Raw genomic sequence first — 22522 nt, forward strand, 5'->3', positions numbered from 1 at the left:
CAGGCTGGCGGCGGTCGTTCACAGCGGGCCATGAAGTCCCTGCTGCTGCTTTCATCCTTTGTCCTCCTCCACTCATCTCTATGGGCCCAACCCAATGTGGTGCTCTTTCTGGCGGATGACATGGGCTGGATGGACAGCGGGGTGTATGGCTCGAAGTACTATGAAACGCCCAACATCGACAAGTTCGCGACGCGTGCGATGCGGTTTACGAATGCGTATTCGCAACCGCTGTGCTCGCCAACCCGAGGGAGCATCCTGAGCGGGCAGTACACGGCCCGGCATGGCATCACGACGGCGAGCGGGCACCAGCCGCCGCAACCGGCGGGGCATGTGTTTCTAGCGGAAACAGGCCCGGCGAATGCGCCGATGCTGATGCCGGAGAGCAAGAACTACCTGGAGCCTGCGCAGATCACACTGGCGGAGACTTTGAAGGGGGCGGGCTATCGCACAGCGCACATCGGCAAATGGCACCTCGGGCTTACGCAACCCTTCTGGCCGGAGCAGCAGGGTTTTGATGTGGCGTTTCACTGCCATCCGGATCCCGGTCCTCCGGGAGAGTATTTTTCGCCTTATGGGGTGCTGCTTGATGGCAAGCCCGGCGGCAAGACGAAGGTGGGAACGATCACTGACGGGCCGCAGGGGGAGTACATTGTGGACCGGCAGGCAACGGAGGCGGTGAAGTTCATTGAAGCGAGCAAGGGCGGTCCGTTTTTTCTCAACCTGTGGTGCTACGGCGTGCATGGACCGTGGGGGCACAAGGTGGAATACACGAAGTACTTTGCGGCGAAGAAAGATCCGAGCGGAAGGCAGGGGAATCCGATCATGGCGTCGATGTTGAAGAGCGTGGACGAGTGTTTTGGGCGCATCCTGTCGGAGCTGGAGCAGCAGGGCATCGCTGACAACACGATCATCATTTTCACTTCCGACAACGGTGGCAATGCGCACAGCAATGTACCCGGCACCGGGAAAACGGAAGCGGCGGAGAAGAACAAGAGTGAGTTCCTGGCTGACTGGCGCAAGTGGGCCGGTGATCAACCGCCGACGATGAACACCCCGCTGCGCGATGGCAAAGGCACGCTGTATGAAGGCGGCACGCGTGTGCCGATGATGTGGGCCTGGGCGGGCAAGATCAAGCCTGCCAGCATGAGCGAGGCCGTGGTAGGACCGATTGATATTTACCCGACGGTGATCGATCTCCTCGGCATCGCGAAACCGGAGCAGCAGGTTTTTGATGGAGTGAGTTATGCGAAGGTCTTGAAGGGTGAAGGCGAGCTGAAGCGCGAGGCCTACTTCAACTACCATCCGCACGGCGGCGCGAACCGTGCCGGTGGTGTGTGGGTGCGCCGTGGAGATTTCAAGCTGCTGCGCTGGTTTGGCAATCCCAACACGCACGAGCTTTACAACCTGCGCGAAGACCTCAGCGAAGCGCATGACCTTGCCACGACGATGCCGGACAAGGTGAAGGAACTTGATTCGCTGATTGATGGTTTTCTCAAGGACACTGGCGCGACTTATCCAAGGCCCAATCCAGCGTACAAACCCGTGGCTGCCAAAGTGCCTGCAACAAAGACTGATCCGCTGGATGCGTGGAAGGAGCGCCAATGCAAGGCCACGGTGAACGCGAGCATTCTGACGATGAAGAGCACCGGAAAAGCGGGCACGGGATTCCTTGGCCATGGGATGGCCAAGATGAATGGACCTGCCACGGTGAAACTGCGCGTGCGGAGTGATGCGGGCGGCGCAGGCAAGATTGACTCGCTGCCCCATGGTGCGGCAGATCCCAGTATGGTGCATTCCGCCGCGCTTGAGGTGAAAGCGGGTGACTGGCAGGAGCTGAAGATTGAGCTGGGTGACAAGGGGCCGCTGGGCACGCTGCGTGTCTACCTGCCCGATGGTGAGATTGACTTCATTGAAGTTGCGCCAGCCAATGGGAAAGTGCAGCGGTGGGATTTTTGAATTCAACTCCCCTTCCCTTATGATCCGCCATACTGTCGCCTTCCGTCTCAAGCATGCCCCTGGCTCCGCCGCCGAGCGGGATTTTTTACTGGCAGCCTGCGAGCTGGCGAAGATCGAAGGCGTGCAGAAGTTTGAGTGCCTGCGTCAGACCAGCGTGAAGAACAGCTTCACCTTTGGTCTCTCGATGGAGTTTGCGGACGCAGCCGCGTATGCCTTTTACAGCGAGCATCCGGAACACACGGCCTTTGTGCAGCAACGGTGGATTCCTGAAGTGGTGGAGTTCATGGAGCTGGACTACGTGAGGTATGTGCTGTGAGGTTTGGGCACACAGTCAGCAGCTATGGTGCGTTGAAACGCTGCTGGTGGGCGCGGCGTGCGAAGAAGGCGGTGGGTTTGCTTCCCAGTCGTGTGCTGCCATACCCAGGGTCGCCTCGCTTAGGCTCGGCTGACCCTGGGCTCAATTACGCAGCACCGTTGGTGCTGATGTGGGCGCGGGGCAGAGAGGTCGAAGAGAATGGTATTCCAGCAAAAAAGTGCTGAGCGCGTTGCGTCACGGATCGACGACAACCTGCATCAACTGGGCGGCCTTCATGCATGGCAGTTACCGGTGACAGCCTGCACTAACCGAGGACCATTCATGACTGTTAGTTACTGCCGAGAGTGAACAAGAGAGTTGGACTCTTCTTGGCGGGGAGGGCTGAGTCAATGCAGTGCTGGGTTCAAGATGATGGGCAAAAAAAGCGCCGCGCCAGGTGTGAACCGGACGCGGCGTGAGGAATTCAGGATTGAATCAGGCGCTGATGTGATTGGAGACCAGCTTGGTCATCTCAAACATCGTCACTGTCTTCTTGCCGCCGAACACCGCCTTCAATGCGTCATCGGCATTGATGTTGCGCTTGTTCTTTGCGTCCTGGAGACCATTCTTTTTGATGTAGTCCCAAAGCTTCTTCGTGATCTGGCCACGAGGAGCAGGCTTGTTGCCGACGACGGCCCCGAGGATCGCGTCAGGCTGCACTGGCTTCATGAGCGCAGGATTGGGTTTCCGCTTTGCTTTGGCAGCCTTCTTGGCTGCCGGTGCTTTGGCAGCCTTCTTGGCTGCTGGTTTTGCTTTGGTTGCTTTCTTGGCCATAGTGTTGTTGGCGGCTGTTGCCGTAGGAGCAGGTTATGAGAGCGCCCTGCTGAGCGTCAACGCAAATTTAATCAATATTTGAGGTTGTTTCCCTGCGTACAGGCACTCGGCTCCCTGCGCAAATGCACTTCGGCAGACGCCGACAACAGCCTCTTCTTCGTCGCTGCATTTGGGCATCATCGCGACTGCGTACCGGCATCAATCAATGAACGGCAACGGAGCCACACCTGAGTGAGCACCCATTCCCATGAGGATGATTTCAAACCGAAAACGAAGCTACACTTTCGCGCGGCTTTCAACCCATTGCACTGCGTAGCGAACCAGAGAGGCGCCGTCAGTCATGCCGAGTTTTTCTTTGATGTGAGCGCGGTGGGCTTCGACGGTGCGGGCGCTGATGCTGAGCTGAGCGGCGATGTTTTTGGTGGGGACGCCACTGCCGATGAGCGAAAGGATTTCGAGTTCGCGATCTGTGAGCGCGTCCATGCCGGTGGCTTTGGAACGTGAAGCGCCAGTGACCTGCTCAAGCATGCGTGCGTTGAGAGATTCACTGACGTAGAGACCGCCGCTGATGACTTTGTGAATGGCGGTGACGAGGTGATCTGCGGCCTCCTCCTTCATCACATACCCACGAGCACCGGCACGCAGCGAGCGCTCACCATAGAGGGTCTCATCGTGCATGGAGAGCACGATGCACTGGGTGGAAGGATGCAGGGCACGGATGTCTTTGACGAGTTCGAGGCCGTTCTTGTCCGGCAGGGTGAGATCAATGACGGCGAGATCGGGCTTGAGTTTGCCAACGACTTCGAGCCCATCACGAGCGCTGCCGGCCTCACCGATGACGTCAAGCCCCTCCTCGGCACGGATCAACTGTGCGAGGCCATGGCGCATGATGGGGTGATCGTCGATGAGGACGAGGCGCTTTACAGATTTTTCGCTGGTGCGGGAACGCTGCATATGACCTGGGTGCCGCCGCCGGTGCGCGGCTCGATTTTGAGTGTGCCGCCTATCATTTGAGCGCGATGGCTCATGGTCAAGAGGCCCATGCCAGTTCCTTTGGCCGGCGAATCGGGAATGCCGATGCCATTGTCGCGGACGTGGAGGACGATATTGCCACTCTGACGGGCGAGATGAATGTCCACCCGGCTGGCCTGGCCATGCTTGACCGCATTGGAGACAGCCTCCTGGGCGATGCGAAAGAGCTGCACGGAGAGCTTGTTGTCGGCCAGCTGCACGGGATTGTCGTAACGAAAATCACATGCGATCTCAAACGCCCGGGCGGTGCTCTGGGCGAGCTCCTCGAGCGCTTTCATGAGACCGCCGGAGTCGATCACCACGGGCATGAGGCCGCGGGAGGTTTCACGCGCACGTGTGTTGGCCTTGCTGATGAGATCGACGATTTCCGCCAAGCTCTGGGCTTCGGCGCTGCCGGCCTTGGTGAGTTTTTTTTGCGCCACCTTGGCGAGGCAACCGATGGCAGCGAGCTGCTGGCAGAGATCATCGTGGATGTCCTGGCCGATGCGCGCCTGCTCCTCCTCGCTGATGTGGAGGATCTTGTCCTCCAGAGCCTTGCGATCGGTGATGTCGCGAATGATGCCGGTGAAAATGCGACGCCCACTGGGCAGCACAGCTTCACCGACGGAGAGGTCGATGGGGAAGACGGTGCCGTCTTTGCGCTGGCCCACGACTTCACGCCCGATGCCGATGATGCGCTTCACGCCGGAGTTCAGGTAGTTCTGAATGTAGCCGTCGTGCCGGCCGCGATAGGGCTGCGGCATGAGGAGGCTGATGTTTTTGCCGATGATCTCTGCACGCTGGTAGCCAAAGAGACGAACCGTGGCGGTGTTGGCGGTTTCGATGATGCCGTTGGCATCGATCGTCACGATGGCATTGACCGCTGTTTCGACGATGGCGCTGGAGATTTGCTCGCTGGCCTGCAATGCCGCCTGCAACTGGGCAATGCTGGGATCATCGGGCGCTGGTCGCTGCATCGGCATACAGGATCTCAATCTGGAGCGATGACAAAGCCGTCCGGCTTCACGGCAAGGATCGAGCAAGGAGCATGCTGCACGATTTTCTCCGCCGTGGTGCCGATGAGCATCTCGCGCAAGCCCGTTTTGCCATTGGTGCCGAGCACGACGAGGGTGGCGTGCACTTCGTTGACATGATCCAGAATGGCTTCACGGATGTTCACGCGCTCCGTGACGTGCTGAGCGACCGTGACGTTTTCTGCATCACGTGTGAGGGGCTCAAGGAAGGCAGCGAGATCTTTGCGCCAGGTCGCCACAGCCTCAGGATCGTAGGTGGCAGGGAGCGAGGGAGCGAAGCCGCCGTAATCGAGCGACATGGCGAGGGCGCTTTGATACACATGAAGACAGTCGAGCGAGCCACCGTCCTGCTGCGCGACATGGAGCGCGCATTGCACCGCCTTGGCAGAGTTTTCAGAAAAATCGACGCAGGCGACGATCTGCTTGAAGGGCCCCTGGGCATCTTCGCGCACGACGAGGACATCGACGGGCGCTTTGCGCACGCACTTGGCGGTGATGACGCCGATGCGGTGCGGTTCATTGCGCGATCCCTTGGCCCCCATGACGAGGAGATCGGCGCTGTGGGCGCGGCAGGCTTCGACAAGTTCGGAGAAGGGATTGCCGATGCGTACTTCGGCATTCACGCCTGCACCCACTTCGGCATCATCCACAAACTTTTTGAGCCGCTCCACCCATTCCGCACGAATGGTGGCCTGATCGGCGGAAAGCGCGCTTTTGAGTTCATGCACGAGGAACTCATCCATGACATGCACAGCGGTGATGGCGGCGCCGTCAAGTGAGGCGCGGTGCACCGCCTCCCGCAGCGCGATGCGGCAGGAAGAGGTGAAGTCGATGGCGGCGATGACGTGGTGGAGCTTTTTCATGGTGTGTTTGAATTAAAGTCATTTCACCATAGCCGTCGGAAAAAGGCAATGCCGCGCCGGGGTTGCGGCGTAGTGGGCAGAGCTTGTGCTCAAAGCCCGGCTTCTTCCTGCGCCTGCTCGACGGCGGCTTCAAGAGTCCACAGGGTGCGATCAAAGCTCTTCTGGCGTGCACGAAACTGGGCTTCGTCGGTGATGGCGGTGAGCGTTTCCAGCTCCTTGACCGCAAAGGCGTGATGCTGCTCCAGAGCGGCGATGCGTGTTTTGAAGTAATCGCGGCCGCCCTGATCCTTGAGCACATCGATGTCCGCCTTCCAGCGGGTGAGGGCAGTGCCGGCCTGCTGGAGGTATTCTGTGCGGCTGGTGGTCACATGGTCCTTGGCTTTTTTGTACCACTCGCGGCCTTTGATTTCGCCCTGCTCCTTCACTTTGGAGAATTCGTTTTTCAGCTTTTCGGCAGCACGGCGGAGCTGGTCATTGAGGCTGTCTTCAGCGTGGAGTGAATGAGCGCAAAGGCTGAGGGCGAGGCAGGTGATAATGGCTTTTTTCATGGTCTACGATGGATACGGGTGGATGCCGCCAACCATGCACGCTCTTTTCCTTGGCGAAAGATTTTCCCACCAGCACCGTCAACTTCACGCCCATGATCCGCACGACCGCCCTCACCGCCCTGTCCATTTCCCTGCTGAGTGTTCTTTCGAGCGCCCAGCCCGCCACGAAGCCTGTATTCTGGCCCGGGAAGGGAGGCCCGACGCAAGACAGCATCGTCCCGGCGGCCGATGTGGCGCGCATTCCCCTGGAGTGGGACAGCGCCTCCGGCAAAAACATTGCCTGGCGTACGCCGCTGGAAGGCCTGGGGCATTCCTCGCCGGTGATCGGCGGTGACATGATCTGGTTCACCTCCGCCACGGCGGACGGTACCAAGCAGTTCATCTATGGCATCGACCGTCACAACGGGAAGATCGTGAATCATGACGTGGTGTTTGAGAACGTGGCTCCTGAAGATCTGGGCAACCCCATCAACAATTATGCAGCCCCTTCTCCTGTGCTGGAAGAGGATGCGCTGTATGTACACTTCGGCACCTATGGCACGGCGCGCATTGATCCTGCGACGGGCAAGAAAGTGTGGGAGCGCCGCGACATCAACGTGCGCCACTTCCGTGGGCCGGGCTCATCGCCAATCATCTACGGCGACCTGATCATTCTGACCTTTGACGGCATTGACCAGCAGTTCGTCACGGCGCTGGACAAGAAGACGGGCAAGAGCGTGTGGAAAACTGCACGCACCACGGACTACGGCGACCTGGACAAAGAAGGCAAGCCGACCCGGGATGGCGACATGCGCAAAGCCTACCATACGCCAGGCGTGTTTAAAATGGGGGGCAAGGATGTGCTCGTCTCCATTGGATCCAGAGCCGCCTTTGGCTATGAGGTGTCCACAGGCAAGGAACTCTGGACGATTCGCCACGGGGGATTCAATGCCGCGATTCCGCCACTGCGTTACGAGGACATGCTGATCCTGAACACGGGCGCGGAAAGGGCCCACACGCTCTGCGTGCGCATTGACGACAAAATGAGCGGGGACATCACTGACAGCCATGTCCTGTGGGACCGGGAGAAGCGGAATGCGAGCGAGGCGGCCCCGGTGCTGGTGAATGGCATCCTGTATCAGACCACGCGTGGCGGCATCGTGAGTGCGGTGGAGGTCAAATCGGGCAGGGATCTCTGGGATGACCGGCTGGCGGGCAAGCACGTCCCTGCCCCGCTGGTGCTGGGGGACAAACTGCTGTTCGCCAATGACCGTGGGGAATGCTTTCTGGTCCGGGCCTCACCGGAAAAGTTTGAGGTCGTCGGGCAAAATCAGCTGGGCGAGCAGATCACGGCCTCTCCGGCGGTGGCAGACGGGGCGCTGTTTATTCGCAGCAGCGGAGCGCTTTACAAGATTGCGACCAAGTAGCCGGAAAAGGCAGATTCCCGGGTGAAGGCTGCTTAAGCCACTGAAAATTGGCCATCCAAAGTAAATACAGAAACGGAACTCCAGCCTGATAAAACGTTAGTCAAGGGGATCTTCTTTCACTGCGCATGTGGCGTAGGGGAAAAATCCGCCCGCAATCACAAAACCGTCGCAAAGAGACCAAGGATGTGCTAGGTTTAAAGTCCATATGCCTACCACCACACCGACACGTAAGACACGCTTCTCCCGCCGAGTCCCTGATCATGTCACTGACGAGCTAGTCAATGTTCTCTCAAAGCCGGAGACCTATGAATTCAACACTCTGTTTGGATTGGTGTATGACAATCTCAAGCTGAAAAATGCTGTGAGCGGTGGCGAAGAAATGTTACGCCTGCGTTCCTATGAAAAGCTGCAGAATCTCGTGAGCCGCGGCCTTTGCGCCAAGGTTGGCAAGACCTACCGCGGCCTTGATGGCCTGCGTGCCGCCCACAATGCCGCGATCGCCGCCCGCAGCGCTGCTGTTGTGGCCCGCACCACGGCTGCTGCCGCTGCCCGGGGCTGATGCTTCCTTCGATTTGGGCCGCTCTGCCTCCGCGCAGGGCGGCCCTTTTTGTTTCCGGGTTTGACGCTGCGCCGCCTCTCGCTAACCATTCGGCATCATTCACCCCCATGTTTGAGAATTACATCCCAGTCCTGCTCCAGATTGTCATCGCCGGTGGTTTCGCCGTGGTGACCCTCATCGCGTCAGCGCTGCTCGGCAAATCCGCCAAGCGCAACACGATCAAAGACTCCGCCTATGAGTGCGGCATGCTTCCCGTGGGAGACAGCCAGCCGCGTTTCAGCGTGAAGTTTTACATCGTGGCGATGCTCTTCGTGCTGTTCGACATCGAAGTCGTCTTTCTTTATCCCTGGGCCATCATTTACAAGGACTACCTCGCTGCCGTAGGCGGAGGCGCCTCGATTCTTGCTGTCGCCGCCGGCTTCGCTTCCATCCTGCTTGTTGCTTTCGGCTATGCCTGGAAGAAGGGCGTGCTGGACTGGAAATCCTAGTCTTTCTGCAAGCTGCCACGGGACTTTCCTTCTGCCTTCATGATCGCCTACCTCAGCCTGTTTCAGCTCAAGCCCCAGGTCACGGAGGAGAAGCTGGAGCAGATGATGTCCCAGACGCGAGTGATGCTGCTTCGGGTTCCGGAGGTGTTGACGGTGAAGACGGGCAAGCGCGTCAATCCGTCTGATCCCTACCCGTGGTTTGTGTATCTGGAGGTCGAGACGATGGACAAGCTGGCCATCTGCCAGGATGACCCGCACTACTTCAAGTTCCGTGAGGAAGTGCTGAAGCCGAACATCTCTGAGCAGGAGAGCACGGCCTTTGAGATGGAGCCGCGCAAGGACGTGAAGTACTCCTGAGTGGCGTGGTCCCGGGCTGTCACTTTGCCTTGGGCGCCAGATGTCCGGTGAGATCGCCGGCATAACCTGCCAGCTCCAAGAAAGAGCGGCCTGTGATCTGCCCGCGTGAATCGATCACATCGCAGGCACCTTCCCAGTAGGGCAGCTGTGTGATGCCGCCGTCTTGCTCCTGATCTGGGGCCAGCGGCTTGAGTTCCAAAGATTCGCCCTCGAAGCTGAGTCGAATATGAGTGGGATACTCCGCCGCATTGCGCGGGCTTTTCCATGTGCCCAAGACTTCCCAGGTGAAGGCATCGCTGGAGAAATGGCGGACTTTTCCGTTGAGATCAATCAAAGCGAGGGTGGAGGCGGGGTCTGAAGAACCGTCCTTCCTGCGCATGCGGTAGACCATGATCTCTCGGCCGTCCTTGAGCTGAAGGGCGGCCCAATCCCAGCCCACCTGCCCCGCCTCCAACTGGCTGCTGCTGAACTCGTGATCCATCCATGCCTCGCCGGTGACTGCATGCTCTGTCGCGCCGATTTTGATCGTGCCGCTGGTCTTCAAGCGTGGCCAGGTGAGGTAGTGGCTGGCTGCTGTGTCGGAAGCGCCTTTGCGGGAGACCCCGTCTTTGCCGAAGATGACCAGGGGCTTCACGGCTTCGAGTTTGAGTTGCAGCAGGGCTTCGTTGTTCACTGTCGCTGCGATGTGCAGGTGCTGGGTTGTTTCATCGAGCTTGAGCGACCAGTTGCCATTTCGCACGGCGAGCGTCGTCTCGGATGAGGCTGCGTCCCAGCCTGCGCGGTTGAGGCGTTCTTGATGCAGAAAGCGGCCTGTTTTTGCATCCAGCAGCGCGGCGTGGGCGAGGTGGAGCTGCAGAGTCTTGCCGTCTTCACGACGGGCCTGGCGGAAGAAGGTGACCTGAAAGCCGAAGCGATGGCCGTCTTTGGAGTCGAGATGGCCAGTAACATACCACCACTCGGTACGGAATTCAGGATGGCTGCCGTGATCGCGTGGGAAGGCAAAGACTTTCCCTGGCTGGGGCAGTGCAAAGCCATCCGTGGTGGTCTGCGCATGCAGCCATTGAGTGAGCAAGAGGAAGAAAAAGATGGTGTGCTTCATGTCATTCCTCGGTGTGTTCTGCAGGCAGCATGGCGGCCCAGCGTCCGACCAAAGCGGCGACGAGCATGCCGGTGGCGATCACCGCTGCGCCGAGCACGACGAGATGCCACCACACGGCGTGAAACTGCAGGGTCCAGCCGAAGCATTGTTTGTTGATGCGATAGACGAGCAGCCAGCCCAGCCACAGGCCTGCGGCGATGCCGGTGAACGCGCCTGCGCATGCGACGCCGAGGCCTTCCAGTGCGGCCGACTTGGCGATCTCTCTGCGCGACATGCCGAGGGAATGCAGCGTGGCCAGCACGGCGCGGCGTTCGAGCAGGAGGCTTGTGAGCGCGAGGCCGAGACCGACGACGGCGACGATGACGCCAATGACCTCCAGGGCATGAGTCACGGAGAAGGTCTGGCGGAAAATGCGCAGGGCTTCGCGACGGAGGTGTGCGTTGGTGAACACGCTGAGTCCGGGCTGCTGAGCTTCGATGTGGCTGCGCACGGTTTCGGCATCCACGCCGGGTTTTAACATGAGGGCCACGCGCCAGGCTTCGTCGGTGTCGAACCAGGAGCGGAACATGGCGGATGGCAGTGTGAGTGATCCTCGCTCATTGCCGTATTCTGCGTTCATTGCCACGACGCGCACTTTGTGACCTGAGAGGTCGATGACATCGCCGACATGCGTGGCGAAGCGTTCGCTCCAGCTTTCGCTGATGATTGCGGGGGTGATGTCATCGTCAGTCTTCCACCACTCTTTGTGCTGCGGGGCCTGCACCCAGGCATAGAGATCATGCTTGTCTGCAAAGACGGGATTGGTGCCGAGGATCAAGACTTCGCCGCCATGCCACATCAGTGTCTTTGCCTGCACGAAGGCCAGTTCGTCAACTCCCGGTTCCTGACCAAGCTCTGCCACTGTCTTTGGTGTGATGGCGTGGGTGGAGGATGCGCTCTGCGCCCCTGCACTGCTGATGTAAATGTCTGCCTTCATGGTGCGATCGATCCAGCCGCGCATGGTGTGATCAAAGCTCGCGACCATGACTGCCATGCCGGTGGTCATGGCCACGGCGCTGGCCAAGGCTGCAACGGCGAAGCGATGCCGCACGGTGGGGCGGCGGAGGTGTGACAGAGCAATGCGCCAGACGGCGGAAAGGGCTTTTTTGCGAGCGACGAAGCGCAAGATCGTGCTCGCCGCCAATCCGGCACCTACGAGCCAGAGCAAGGCGGCGGTGTAGCCAGCAAGGGGGAGGCGCGTGCCGTTTTCAAAGCGAAGCACGGGGAGTTGGGCGAGCATAAGTGCTGTGAGCAACATTGCCCAGCCGATCCATTCGACGCGCCATACGGTGCCGCCTTCAAAGGGCGTCGCATGATGTCCAATCATGTGCGCTGGAGGGGTGCGTGCGGCCATGCGAGCGGGCCACCATGCTGCGATGAGACTTGCGAGGATGGAGATGGACAGGGCGAGCAATGCCTCCGACACACTCAGCGAGGCCTGCTGTTCGCTGGTGGCGCCATAGAGCGCGTTCATGGTCTTGGTGACGCCGCCCACGGCAGCCTGAGCGCCAAGCCAGCCGAGCAGCACGCCCAGACCACCACCGCAGAGGCCGAGCAAACCGGATTCAAGGAGGAAGGCGATTTGGATGGCGCGATCTGTGACGCCGAGTGATTTCAAAATGCCGATCTCATTGCGGCGCCTGAGCACGACGCCATCCAGCGCCTGGAAGATGAGATAGCCACCGACCAGCAGGGCGAGCAGCGAGAGGATGGTGAGATTGAGACGGAAGGCCTGAGTCATGGTGCCTGCGAGTTGGCGACGGTCCGAACCGCCGCGGACCTGCCAGTGAGCCTTGAGCAGATCGCCGGTTTCTGCGCGCAGATTGGGGAACAGGGGGCTGTCTTGTGACAGGACCTCGACTCGGTCGATGCGATCAACGCGCTGCAAGATTTTCTGTGCTTCAGGCAGATCCATCAGGAGGAGGTGAGCAGGGAGACTCGGGACTCCGGGCACCTCTGGCACGATGCCGGCGACCTTCAGAGTGATCACGCGATCATCGACGATGAGACGCAGTTCCTCGCCGGCTTTCGCGCCGAGCTTGGGGCTGACGTAGACTCCTTCATGCATTGACTGCATGTTTGAAGCGCCGAGTCCTGCGGGGGCTTCGCCACGAAGATTGAGAAGGGCGATGAAATCCACGCCGAGGAGACGCCATGTGGCACGCGAACCGATTTCTCCGTTTCCTTTGTCGAGGGCAGGCGTCACAGTTTCCTCCACCACGGGAAGCAGGCTCACGGGACGTGGGCCCAGAGCCTCGCGTATCATGCGCAGATCGGCTTCATGGAGGGAGCCGGTGAGAGCCTGCACCGTCCAGTCTGGCTGGCGGGTGACGCCATCGGTGAAGGTCTCGAAGCCAGAAAGAGCGGCGTTACTGGCGAGGCGCACCGCGAGATACACGCTGGAACCGAGTGCCAGGATGAGCATGAGGGCGAGCTGCTGTTTGAAAGCGAGCCGCCAGTGGCGCAAGGCACAGCGACGCAGGATGAGAAGCACGGTGCTCATGCGCCTTCGACGATCTGGCCGTCCTGCATGCGAAGCACACGCTGGCAGTGTTTCACGGCGTCCGGGCTATGAGTAACGAGAAGGAGGGCGGCCTGGGTTTCCTGCACGATTTCCGCCAGAAGATCGAGGACCTGTGCGCCGGTGATGGTGTCGAGACTGCCGGTGGGTTCATCGGCCAAAATCAGGGTGGGGCGATGAACCACGGCACGGGCAATGGCCACGCGCTGCATTTCGCCGCCGGACAACTGGCCGGGCAATGCGGCAGCACGGTGAGCGATGCCCACGCGCTCCAGAAGCTGCCGGACGCGTGTTTCGCGCTCGGAGGTGGGAATGCCTAGAAGCTGCAAAGGGAGCTCGATGTTTTCTGCGGCGCTCAGTGTGGGCAGCAGATGATAAAACTGAAAGACGGTGCCGATGTGGCTGCGGCGAAGCTGGGCGAGGCCATCTGCGTTTAAGCCTGCCAGCAAATGGCCTGCGATTGAGACGCTGCCGGTGTCTGCGCGATCCACGCCGCCGACGCAGTTTAGCACGGTGGTTTTGCCGCTGCCGGAGGGGCCGAGCAGCGCGACACGCTCGCCCTGGCTGAGATTGAATGAAACGCCGCGCAGGATGGGGCGATCGGCGTAGCTTTTGGTGAGTGAGTGGACTTCGAGGACCGGCATTGGAATGGTAACGGCCTGCCTGGACTCGTGGATGCTCACTTCATGGCGCGCATGAGCTCGCGCACGTATTTGCCGAGCATATCGAACTCCACATTGAGGCGGTCGCCGGGCTTTTTGGTGTGCAGATTGGTGAGCTGGAAGGTGTGGGGGATGATCCAGCAGACGACGGTGGTGTCTGTCACTTCAGCGGCTGTCAGGGAAATGCCGTCGAGACAGATGGAGCCCTTCGGAATGATGAGGCCGCGGTGCTCGGAGGGAATCTCGACTTCCAGGCGGTGGTCCTGGCCGTGCTCGCTCCAATCGAGCACCTTCACCGTGGCATCCACGTGGCCTTGGACGAAGTGCCCGCCAAAGCGTGCGCCGATGGACATGGCGCGTTCGAGATTGACGAGGGAGCCGGGTTGCAGATCTCCGAGGCTGGTGACCTTCAGGGTTTGCATGAGGAGATCGAAGCAGGCGGTTTGTGCGGTAGAGTCCTTGGTGGTGACGGTGAGGCAGCAACCGTTGACGGCCACGCTTTCGCCGTCCGCCAGTTCGGACGCCATGCCGCCGACGTGCAGGGTGAGCCGAGCGCTATCGCCGCGAGGTTCCAAGGAGATGACTTTGCCGGTGGTTTCAACGAGGCCTGTAAACATGTTCCGAAATAAACGGGCAAAGCGCGGCTGTCGAATGGAAGGAGACCTCTTTCTCGGAGCGTAGTACGAGCATCATGCTTCGTGTCCTTGTCCAGCTTGGTGTTCTAATGGTCTCCGCCGGTGTTTTCGCTGCGGAGCATTGGGCGTTTCAGCCGCTGCGGCCTGAGACGAGCGGGAGCATTGATGAGTTTGTGCGGCGGAAGCTGGCGGAGCAGGGGCTGAAGCCTTCGCCTCGGGCGGATGAGCGCACGCTGATCCGCCGGGCCAGCTTTGACCTGACGGGGCTGCCGCCTGCGGGTGAGCAGGAGGGGACTTTTTCGCAGGTCGTGGACAGGCTGCTGGCTTCGCCACAGTATGGGGAGCAGTGGGCCCGACACTGGCTGGATGTGGCGCGGTATTCGGACATGAAGGGGTATGTTTATGCCCGTGAGGAAAAACGCTGGGTGCATGCCACGGCGTATCGAGACTGGGTGGTGCGGTCATTGAACCATGACATGCCGTATGACCGCTTTTTGCTGCTGCAGATGGCGGCGGACCAGGTGGTGCCGCCGAAGTCACCGGACCTGGCGGCGATGGGATTTCTCACGCTGGGGCGGCGTTTTCTTGGAGTGTCGCATGACATCATTGATGACCGCATTGATGTGGTGACGCGTGGCACGCTGGGGCTCACCGTGGCGTGTGCGCGCTGCCATGATCATAAGTTTGATCCCATTCCCACGCGTGATTACTATGCGCTGTATGGCGTGTTTCAAAGCTGCGCGGAGGCGGTGGTGCCGTGTGCGACGGGGGAAGATCCGAAGCTGGTGGAACTGGTGAAGAAGAATCATGACCTCATGACGAAGCGTCGTGAGGAGCAGATGGCGCGCACGCGGGCGCGGATGAAGGACTATCAGAAGGCGCTGACGGAGCTGGACAAGTATCCTGAGCAGGGTTTTGACCAGATCATCGATGAGAAGGACCTCAATCCTTTCATCGTGCATCGCTGGAAGGCGTGGGTGGAAACGCATCCTGGAGTCGAGCTGACGGAAGAAGTGCTCAAGAAGCCAGATTCACCGGCTTATGTGCCGGACGAACACATCACGAACAATGAGATGTATTTTCCCTCGGGGGTCATCACGGAGCTGTGGAAGTCGCAGGGTGAGGTGGATCGTTATCTACTCAACAACAGAACTGCGCCGGAGCAGGCGACCGTGCTGGTTGACCGCGCGCTGCCGAGCACACCACGGGTGCTGCTGCGCGGGAATCCGCTGACGAAGGGGGATGCGGTGCCGAGGCAGTTTCTGAGTTTGTTTGGTGCGCAGCAGCCTTTCACGAAGGGGAGCGGGAGGCTGGAGCTTGCCAAGGCCATCATTGATCCGCGCAATCCGCTGACGGCGCGGGTGATGGTGAACCGCATCTGGCAGCACCACTTTGGACGTGGTCTGGTGAGCACGCCGAGTGATTTTGGCAAGCAGGGCACGGCGCCGAGCCATCCGGAATTGCTGGACTGGCTGGCGCGGCGTTTCATTGACTCGGGGTGGAGCATCAAGGCGATGCACCGGCTGATCATGATGTCGGAGACGTATCAGCAGAGCAGCGGCGGCGGGGCGGTGGATCCGGCACATCCTGATCCGGACAACCGGCTGCTGTGGAGGATGAACCCGCACCGGCTCAGTTTTGAGGAGGCTCGTGATGCTTGGCTGATGGCTGCTGGAAGGCTGAACCTGGACGTGGGTGGCACTCCCCTGCCCTTGTTTGCGGCGGATAATCAACGCCGCACGCTCTACACGCTGGTGGACCGTGAAAATGTGCCCGCTGTGATGCGCACTTTTGACTTTGCCAATCCGGATCTCTCCATTCCGCAGCGCACGGAGACCACTGTGCCGCAGCAGGCGCTGTTTGGGATGAACCACCCGTTTGTGGTGCAGCAGGCGAAGGCACTGCTGGGGCGTGCGGATGTCAAAGGGGCTGATGCAGCTGGGCGTGTGAGGCTCATTTATAGGCATCTGTTTCAACGGGGGCCGAGGGCGGATGAAATGGAGCAGGCGCTGCGCTTTGTGCAGGAGGATGAGCCACAAGTCGTGGCGCAGGTGGATCACTCGAAGTCGTGGCAGTATGGCGTGGGAGAGTGGGATGAGAGCACGGGCAGGGTGAAGGACTTCAAGCCGCTGCCGCACTTCACGGGCAGTGCGTGGCAGGGAGATGAGGCGTGGCCGAATGCGAAGCTGGGCTGGGCGCAGCTCACGGCGACAGGCGGGCATCCAGGGAATGACCGGAAGCATGCGGTGGTGCGGCGATGGATCGCGCCTGCAGACGGCACGTATGCGGTGAAGTCCACTCTACTGCATGAGCCAGCTCCGGGGGACGGCATCCGCTCTTTCATCAGTCACAGCCAGCAGGGACGCCTGCATGCGGGGAGGCTGCATCAAGGGAGTGCGGACCTGAACTTTGACACGCTGGCTTTCAAAGCGGGCGAGACACTCGACTTCGTGGTGGACATCGGTGAGGCGCTGAACAGCGACCAGTTTCTGTGGTCGATGCGGATTCATCAGACTGGCAGCGTCGGTGCGGGTGGTGATGACGTGCCCACGCAGACCTGGGATGCTGAAAAAGATTTCGCCGCGCAGCCGCGCTCTCAGCTCAATGGCTGGGAGCAGTTCGTTCAGGTGCTGATGCTGGCCAACGAGTTTATGTTTGTGGATTGAATCTTATCTTATGACACCCATCCTTACCCGCCGTGATTTTCTGCGCCGCTCCGGCATGGGGATGGGCATGCTGGGGCTGGCGGACCTGCATGCGGCCGCGAGTGCTAGGAGCAGTGCGCACTTTGCGCCGAAGGCGAAGCGCGTGATCCATTTCTTTCTCAATGGCGGGCCGTCGCATGTGGACACGTTTGACTATAAGCCGGCGCTGGCGCGGTATGAGGGCAAGGCGGTGCCGAGCCATCGGCTGACGGAGCGGAAGACGGGCGCGGCGTTTCCTTCGCCGTTCAAGTTTCAGCGCTATGGGCAGAGCGGGATTGAGGTGAGCGAGCTGTTTGCGAAAACGGCGGCACACATTGATGACATCGCGGTGATCCGATCCATGCAGGCGCAGGTGCCGAACCATGAGCCGTCGCTGATGCTCATGAACTGCGGTGACTCAGTGCAGCCGAGGCCGAGCCTGGGATCGTGGCTGACGTATGGGCTGGGCAGTGCGAATGAGAACCTGCCGGGCTTCATCGCCATGTGCCCTGGCGGCATGCCGATCAAGGGAGCGGAGAACTGGCAGTCGGCGTTTTTGCCGGGGGCGTTTCAGGGCACGTATGTGGACTCGAAGCACCAGCAGGTGGATCGTTTGATTGAAAACATCCGCAGCCCGCATGCTGATGCGCGAGTGCAGATGCGACAACTGGAGCTGATGCGGAGCATCAATGAGGCGCACCGGCAGGATCGTGGCGACCCACGGCTGGAGGCACGTATTCAGAGCTTTGAGCTGGCGTTTCGCATGCAGATGGAAGCGGCGGATGCGTTTGATGTGACGCAGGAGCCAGCGCACATCCGTGCGATGTATGGCGAAGGTGTGCATGGGCGGCAGACGCTCATTGCCCGGCGGCTGCTGGAGCGCGGCGTGCGCATGGTGCAGCTCTGGCATGGCGCGGGCCAGCCGTGGGACAACCATGACAACATTGAGACGAACCACCGCAGGCTCGCGGGGGAGATCGACCAGCCCATCGCGGCGCTGCTGCATGATTTGAAACAGCGCGGTATGCTGGAGGACACGCTGATCATCTGGGGTGGGGAGTTTGGCCGTACGCCGACGGTGGAGCTGAGTGGTGGAAAGTCCAAGCTGGGGCGCGATCACAATCACTATGGGTTTAGCGTGTGGATGGCGGGTGGGGGCATCAAGGGAGGAACTGTGTATGGCAGCACGGATGAGCTGGGCTTTGCGGCGGAGCAGGACCCTGTGAGCGTGCATGATCTGCACGCCACGATTCTGCATCTGCTGGGGGTGAACCACGAGGAGCTGACGTACCGCTATGCGGGCCGGGATTTCCGGCTGACGGATGTGCACGGGGAGGTGCTGCGGCGGGTACTGGCTTGATTTGTCTGTCGTCCGCGAATGCATGGCTGGGTGCGTCTGCTTTGGCATCGCCGCACTGGCTACTAAGTACACGATCAGGCTGCGTAAGATGGCTGCTTGATTCGACTTTGGGAGGCTGCGAATCTTGGGCATTGCCTTACGCTGGTGGACGGGCGGGCTGTCGCCACGCCCATCCTACGTCCGCGCATGCCGCGCCAATTGTGGAACTCGTTTGTTCGGGAACATGTCTACTGCTTCAAGTACGCGATCAAGTCTGCCATCTGCTGGGGGGTGATGGCGGCTTCGAGGCCTTCGGGCATGAGGGAGATGCCGGGGCTGGTGAGGGATTTGATTTCGCTGCGGAGGACGGTGTCGGTGCCGCCGTCGGCGCATTTGAGGGTGAGGTTGCCGGCGGTCTCGCTGGTGATGAGGCCGGAGAGGGCGCGGCCGTCGTTGGTTTCGACGATGTAGAGCGCGAAGTTGGGCGAGACTTCGCGGTTGGGGTCGAGGACGTTGGTGAGGATCTGTTCTGCGGTCCAGGCTTTGATGGTGCCGAGGTTGGGGCCGACGTCGTTGCCGCGATCAAGATGGCGGTGGCAGACCATACAGAGGGTTTCGTAGATTTTGGCGCCGTGGGCGGGGTCTCCAGTCATGGAGAGCACAGGCTCATACTTGGTGATGACTTCCTTGCGATTTGAGGAGCCGCCATCGCCGATGAGTTTGGCGATGCGGTCGGCGAGGGCGGGAGCTTTTTGGCGGCCGAGCGTGGCTTTTGTGGCGGCACTGAGCTGCGAGGGGAGGATTTTTTTGGCTTCGATGGCGTCCAGCAGCTTTGCGATGCGGTCGGTGCGGGAGAGGAGGATTGAGGCGGCTTTGTCGCGCAATGCTGGCGTAAGTTTCGGCCATGCGTCAATGAGCATGTCTGCGACGGCGGGTTCGCGATAACTGCCAAGGGCTTCAAGGGCGGCGAGTTGGAGCTCTGGAAGCTCGTCTGGTTTGATCAGCGACATGAGTGTCGAGATAGCCTTATCAGGAGGAACCATTGCCAGAAGGGGGATCTGCCGATTTCGCTCATCCATGGACTCTGCTCGATTGCTGAGCTTGGACACTGCCATTGACGCCCTCGCGGCCATCCAAGCTAAAACTCGTTCCGAGGGATTCAATGATTGCAGCTTTGCACCCTTGGATCCCAAACCCACGCTTAGTCCGACAAGAATGTGTTCGATGATCGCGTCAGGGACAAAAGCATGCCCTTCGACAGGCTGGCGGTCGGCACACACGTGGTCGAGGAACTCAAGTACAGATTTGCAGTCCTTTGGCGACCGAGCGATTTGGGCAGCCGAATTTCGGATGATTCTGTAGTATGCAAGTGGCGCGCCGGTAGCTGGTCCAAAGGCGAACAAGCCAAGGACTTGGGCAGGACTCATCGAAGCAGCAGAGAGTTCTGCTGCAATTCCAAGCCACGGATCACCTCTGCCGTTGCGAATGAGATAGATAAGCCGCTCTGGATAGTAGTCACTTGCAAAGCCAGCTTCACCGAGAGCGAAGGCAGCCCACATGAGTGCTTGAGTTCCCGGTTCGATCCTTGAGGTTCGCATGACGAGAACTTCATCGTTGAACCTTTGGTAGGCTGGAGGTGTCTTGGCGACAAATTCAGCTTTGAGATTCCAAGCGCTCGACGCAAGGTGCTCATTTGTATCCTCTGCATTCAATACTTCATCAAGCAGGAACTGAGGGAGTTGCCCAAGCTGCGCTTTCTTGCGATCTATGCCTTGTGGATCACTCCCTTCCGGAGGCAGAGGTATTGTCCATTGCTGAGATGCTCCATGGTCAAGCCCGTGAAGCCCCCAAAGTGCATGCTCTTTGCCCTGTGGCGTCTTCCCTACTTTCACCATCGCCCGCAAAGGCTCCACCGCCGCTTTGTCCTGCTTCTCAAACAATAAGCGCTGGGCGGTTTCGCGATGCCAGGCGTTGGGATGATCGAGAAGGGCGACGAGGGCTGGGGTGGTGGCGGTGCTGAGTTTAGGGGTGGGGCGGGGTTGGAACGTCTTTGGGGCGAGGCGGAAGAGGCGGCCTTGGTCGCGGCCGCGGAGGAGGTCGACGGCGGCGTGGATGTCGTCGGGGATGCTCCAGGGGTGCTCTATAATTTCGCGGTACATGTCGCAGACGTGGAGGCAGCCGTCGGGGGCGTTGACGAAGTTGACGGGGCGGCACCAGAGGTCGTCGCTGGTGCAGAAGTTTTTGTTTCCATCCACCTGCACGGCTTTGAAGGTGACGCCGTCGGGGACGAGTTTCATGCGGTAGAAGAGATTGCCGGCGACGTCGGCGACGAAGACGAAGTCGTGATACTCGGGTGGATAAGCATCGCCACGATAGACGGTGATGCCGGCGGAGGAGGTGACGACGCCGGCGCCGACGAGTTCGCTCTTGGGCAGGGTGCTGCCTTCCTGCACCCAGCGTTTGGCGCGGAACTCGCGCCAGGGCTCGGGGGGGCTGGTGCGATAGACGGGGAGCTGATCGCCGGCCTCGGCGCAGTCATTGAGGGCGCTGGGGACGACGAGGTAGGGATTGCGCGCGAGATAGCGGTAGGGCAGGACGACGTGCTGGCAGGGGTTGCGGATGTTGCAGAGGAAGCGGTTGCCCCAGTCGTCGAAGGTGTTGCCGAAGCGTGCGCCGCCGCTTTCGAGGCGGACGTCTCCGGTGCTGGGATCGAAGCTGAAGTCGTTGCGCTTGATGGACAGGGGTTTGAAGTCTGCGGGAAGCGGCATGACGGACTCGCTGCCGGGGGCACGCTGGATTTCGCCGCCGTTGCTGCCGCCTGCCACATAGATGCGGTGGTCGAGGCCCCAGATGGGATTGTTCATCACGGCCTGGACGTTGAGCTTTTTGAAGCCGGTGAAGACTTTTTGCCGCACATCGGCCACGCCGTCGCCATTGGTGTCCTTGAGGTACCAGACGTCGGGGGTGGCGGTGACGAAGATGCCGCCTTTCCAGCAGGCGGCGCCGGTGGGCCAGGAGAGGCCCTCGGCGAAGACGGTGGCTTTGTCGAAGACGCCGTCGCCATCGGTGTCGGTGAGGAGGCGGACTTTGCCGATGGACTGATCGGTGGGGTTTTCCTGCGCGTGCTTGTGATGCTCCTTGTCGGTGTAGGGGTAGTCGTTCATCTCGCACACGTAGGCGCGGCCATCTTCATCGTAGGTGATGGCGACGGGATCGGTGACGAGAGGCTCGGCGGCGATGAGCTGCATCTGGAAGCCGTCGAGGACATGGAAGGTCTTCGCGGCGTTTTGCGGCTCGGTCGGCGGCGTGGTGGGGAATTTTAATTCATCCGCAGCCTGGCAGATGAAAGAGGCACACGATGTCAAAGCCAGCCACGCGATCAGTCTTCTTTGCATGCAGAATGGACGGCACAAAGGTCCGCTTTCTTGCCTGACGGAACCGCCTGCGATACAGAAGAGGCGTTATTCGGCCTCGCCCGAGACATCCATGACGCACTGCACCCAGGTGAAGACGGGGGTCTTGGGCGCATAGAGATGCTGCAACTGCGCGAAGCTTTTATTCCCTGGAAGGCTGTAGGGGCCGGTCTCGCTCATGGTCAGGTCTTCGCCGGGGCAGTGCTGCAGGCCCAGCACGTGGCCGATCTCATGAGGGAGCCATTTGGTGATGGGATCGCCGATCAGAGCTACTGATTTGGTGCTCCACCATTCGGAGGGGTCGAGGTAGATGTGGCCGCGGTCGCGGCTCCATGGGAAGGACGCATGGCCCATGCTGCCGAGCTGGCCATCCCAAGCTCTGCCGGGAGGGGTGCCAAAGCTGATCTTGATGTCAGCGGTTTCCCCGGCCTTGGCCTGAGCAAAGGTGAAGACACCGGCGGCCTCCCAGCTTTTGAAGCTTTCGTCGATCTCGCGCTGGAGCTCTTCCGCAGACAGACGGGTGGGGATGGGGGTGGTGGTATCGAGCTGCCAAGTGAGGTGCCGTTTGTTCCAGAGCTGAGGCTTGGTGTAGCTGACCGGCTTGCCGGTGCCGAGAGGATGGGAAGACGGGCTGATCTCATTCTTCTGCCAGGCGACCTCATGATAAGCACAGTTGCTAATCAGGCAGGCGGCCCATAAGGAAAGACTTAGAGAGAATGCATTTTTCTTCATGGCAGATTGAGATTCGACAATTTTGAATCTCAACCTTGATATGCTTT

Annotated in this window: 20 protein-coding genes; 9 read left to right on the forward strand and 11 right to left on the reverse strand. The window is 60.2% G+C overall.

Translation table 11 applies throughout. The features are described from left to right. Positions 1-30: 30 nt before the first annotated feature. The gene (locus WAW39_RS14340) at positions 31-1956 is read left to right on the forward strand and encodes a sulfatase (RefSeq protein WP_422319885.1); all 1926 of its coding nucleotides are present in this window, start codon (positions 31-33) and stop codon (positions 1954-1956) included. Between the two features lie 19 nt (positions 1957-1975). Beyond that, positions 1976-2272: a Dabb family protein gene (locus WAW39_RS14345; RefSeq protein ID WP_422319886.1), complete on the forward strand. Its 297-nt coding sequence runs from the start codon at positions 1976-1978 to the stop codon at positions 2270-2272. A gap of 474 nt (positions 2273-2746) precedes the next feature. On the opposite strand, the gene WAW39_RS14350 is transcribed toward WAW39_RS14345, so the two are convergent. After that, a complete protein-coding gene (locus WAW39_RS14350) occupies positions 2747-2980 on the reverse strand; it encodes an SWIB/MDM2 domain-containing protein (RefSeq protein ID WP_422319887.1) in 234 nt (77 codons plus the stop codon). Between WAW39_RS14350 and WAW39_RS14355 the strand changes: the two genes are divergently transcribed. After that, a complete protein-coding gene (locus tag WAW39_RS14355; RefSeq protein ID WP_422319888.1) occupies positions 2979-3167 on the forward strand; it encodes a hypothetical protein in 189 nt (62 codons plus the stop codon). The genes WAW39_RS14350 and WAW39_RS14355 overlap by 2 nt on opposite strands. Positions 3168-3361: 194 nt before the next feature. On the opposite strand, the gene WAW39_RS14360 is transcribed toward WAW39_RS14355, so the two are convergent. The 4 genes from WAW39_RS14360 to WAW39_RS14375 all read right to left on the reverse strand — a co-directional run bounded on the left by WAW39_RS14360 (position 3362) and on the right by WAW39_RS14375 (position 6541). Continuing rightward, positions 3362-4039: a response regulator gene (locus tag WAW39_RS14360; RefSeq protein WP_422319889.1), complete on the reverse strand. Its 678-nt coding sequence runs from the start codon at positions 4037-4039 to the stop codon at positions 3362-3364. Continuing rightward, complete coding sequence (locus WAW39_RS14365) at positions 4006-5073, reverse strand: PAS domain S-box protein (RefSeq protein WP_422319890.1); 1068 nt, start codon at positions 5071-5073, stop codon at positions 4006-4008. The genes WAW39_RS14360 and WAW39_RS14365 overlap by 34 nt, the downstream gene beginning before the upstream one ends. A gap of 14 nt (positions 5074-5087) precedes the next feature. Beyond that, positions 5088-5993, reverse strand: a complete 906-nt coding sequence (locus WAW39_RS14370; protein ID WP_422319891.1) for a universal stress protein — start codon at positions 5991-5993, stop codon at positions 5088-5090. An 89-nt stretch (positions 5994-6082) separates the two neighbouring features. Further along, positions 6083-6541 (reverse strand): hypothetical protein, encoded by a 459-nt coding sequence (locus tag WAW39_RS14375; protein ID WP_422319892.1) that lies wholly within the window; start codon positions 6539-6541, stop codon positions 6083-6085. A 92-nt stretch (positions 6542-6633) separates the two neighbouring features. On the opposite strand from WAW39_RS14375, the gene WAW39_RS14380 reads away from it, so the two are divergent. The 4 genes from WAW39_RS14380 (at position 6634) to WAW39_RS14395 (ending at position 9351) form a co-directional block, all read left to right on the forward strand. Continuing rightward, positions 6634-7947, forward strand: coding sequence for a PQQ-binding-like beta-propeller repeat protein (locus WAW39_RS14380; RefSeq protein WP_422319893.1), 1314 nt, complete (start codon positions 6634-6636; stop codon positions 7945-7947). A 205-nt stretch (positions 7948-8152) separates the two neighbouring features. After that, on the forward strand, positions 8153-8506 hold the full coding sequence (locus WAW39_RS14385) for a hypothetical protein (RefSeq protein ID WP_395730041.1): 354 nt from the start codon (positions 8153-8155) through the stop codon (positions 8504-8506). Between the two features lie 107 nt (positions 8507-8613). Beyond that, complete coding sequence (locus WAW39_RS14390; protein ID WP_397379988.1) at positions 8614-8994, forward strand: NADH-quinone oxidoreductase subunit A; 381 nt, start codon at positions 8614-8616, stop codon at positions 8992-8994. A gap of 39 nt (positions 8995-9033) precedes the next feature. Next, entirely contained in the window at positions 9034-9351 is a 318-nt protein-coding gene (locus WAW39_RS14395) for a Dabb family protein (RefSeq protein WP_422319894.1), read from the forward strand. 19 nt (positions 9352-9370) lie between these two features. Here WAW39_RS14395 and WAW39_RS14400 read toward each other — a convergent pair whose 3' ends face one another. The 4 genes from WAW39_RS14400 to WAW39_RS14415 are packed head-to-tail and all read right to left on the reverse strand — an operon-like array spanning position 9371 to position 14289. Next, complete coding sequence (locus WAW39_RS14400; protein WP_422319895.1) at positions 9371-10450, reverse strand: lipocalin-like domain-containing protein; 1080 nt, start codon at positions 10448-10450, stop codon at positions 9371-9373. A 1-nt stretch (position 10451) separates the two neighbouring features. Beyond that, on the reverse strand, positions 10452-12992 hold the full coding sequence (locus tag WAW39_RS14405) for an FtsX-like permease family protein (RefSeq protein ID WP_422319896.1): 2541 nt from the start codon (positions 12990-12992) through the stop codon (positions 10452-10454). Then, positions 12989-13654: an ABC transporter ATP-binding protein gene (locus tag WAW39_RS14410; RefSeq protein WP_422319897.1), complete on the reverse strand. Its 666-nt coding sequence runs from the start codon at positions 13652-13654 to the stop codon at positions 12989-12991. The genes WAW39_RS14405 and WAW39_RS14410 overlap by 4 nt, the downstream gene beginning before the upstream one ends. Positions 13655-13689: 35 nt before the next feature. Further along, positions 13690-14289, reverse strand: a complete 600-nt coding sequence (locus WAW39_RS14415; protein ID WP_422319898.1) for a riboflavin synthase — start codon at positions 14287-14289, stop codon at positions 13690-13692. 74 nt (positions 14290-14363) lie between these two features. On the opposite strand from WAW39_RS14415, the gene WAW39_RS14420 reads away from it, so the two are divergent. Together WAW39_RS14420 and WAW39_RS14425 are read left to right on the forward strand one after the other, a co-directional pair. After that, entirely contained in the window at positions 14364-16973 is a 2610-nt protein-coding gene (locus tag WAW39_RS14420; protein WP_422319899.1) for a DUF1549 and DUF1553 domain-containing protein, read from the forward strand. 10 nt (positions 16974-16983) lie between these two features. Continuing rightward, positions 16984-18351, forward strand: a complete 1368-nt coding sequence (locus WAW39_RS14425) for a DUF1501 domain-containing protein (RefSeq protein ID WP_422319900.1) — start codon at positions 16984-16986, stop codon at positions 18349-18351. Positions 18352-18578: 227 nt separating this feature from the next. Here WAW39_RS14425 and WAW39_RS14430 read toward each other — a convergent pair whose 3' ends face one another. Further along, complete coding sequence (locus tag WAW39_RS14430) at positions 18579-21725, reverse strand: PVC-type heme-binding CxxCH protein (protein ID WP_422319901.1); 3147 nt, start codon at positions 21723-21725, stop codon at positions 18579-18581. Between the two features lie 66 nt (positions 21726-21791). Beyond that, positions 21792-22475, reverse strand: a complete 684-nt coding sequence (locus tag WAW39_RS14435) for a matrixin family metalloprotease (protein WP_422319902.1) — start codon at positions 22473-22475, stop codon at positions 21792-21794. Between the last annotated feature and the right edge of the window lie 47 nt (positions 22476-22522).

Source organism: Prosthecobacter sp. (assembly GCF_049294395.1).
GTDB lineage: Bacteria > Verrucomicrobiota > Verrucomicrobiia > Verrucomicrobiales > Verrucomicrobiaceae > Prosthecobacter.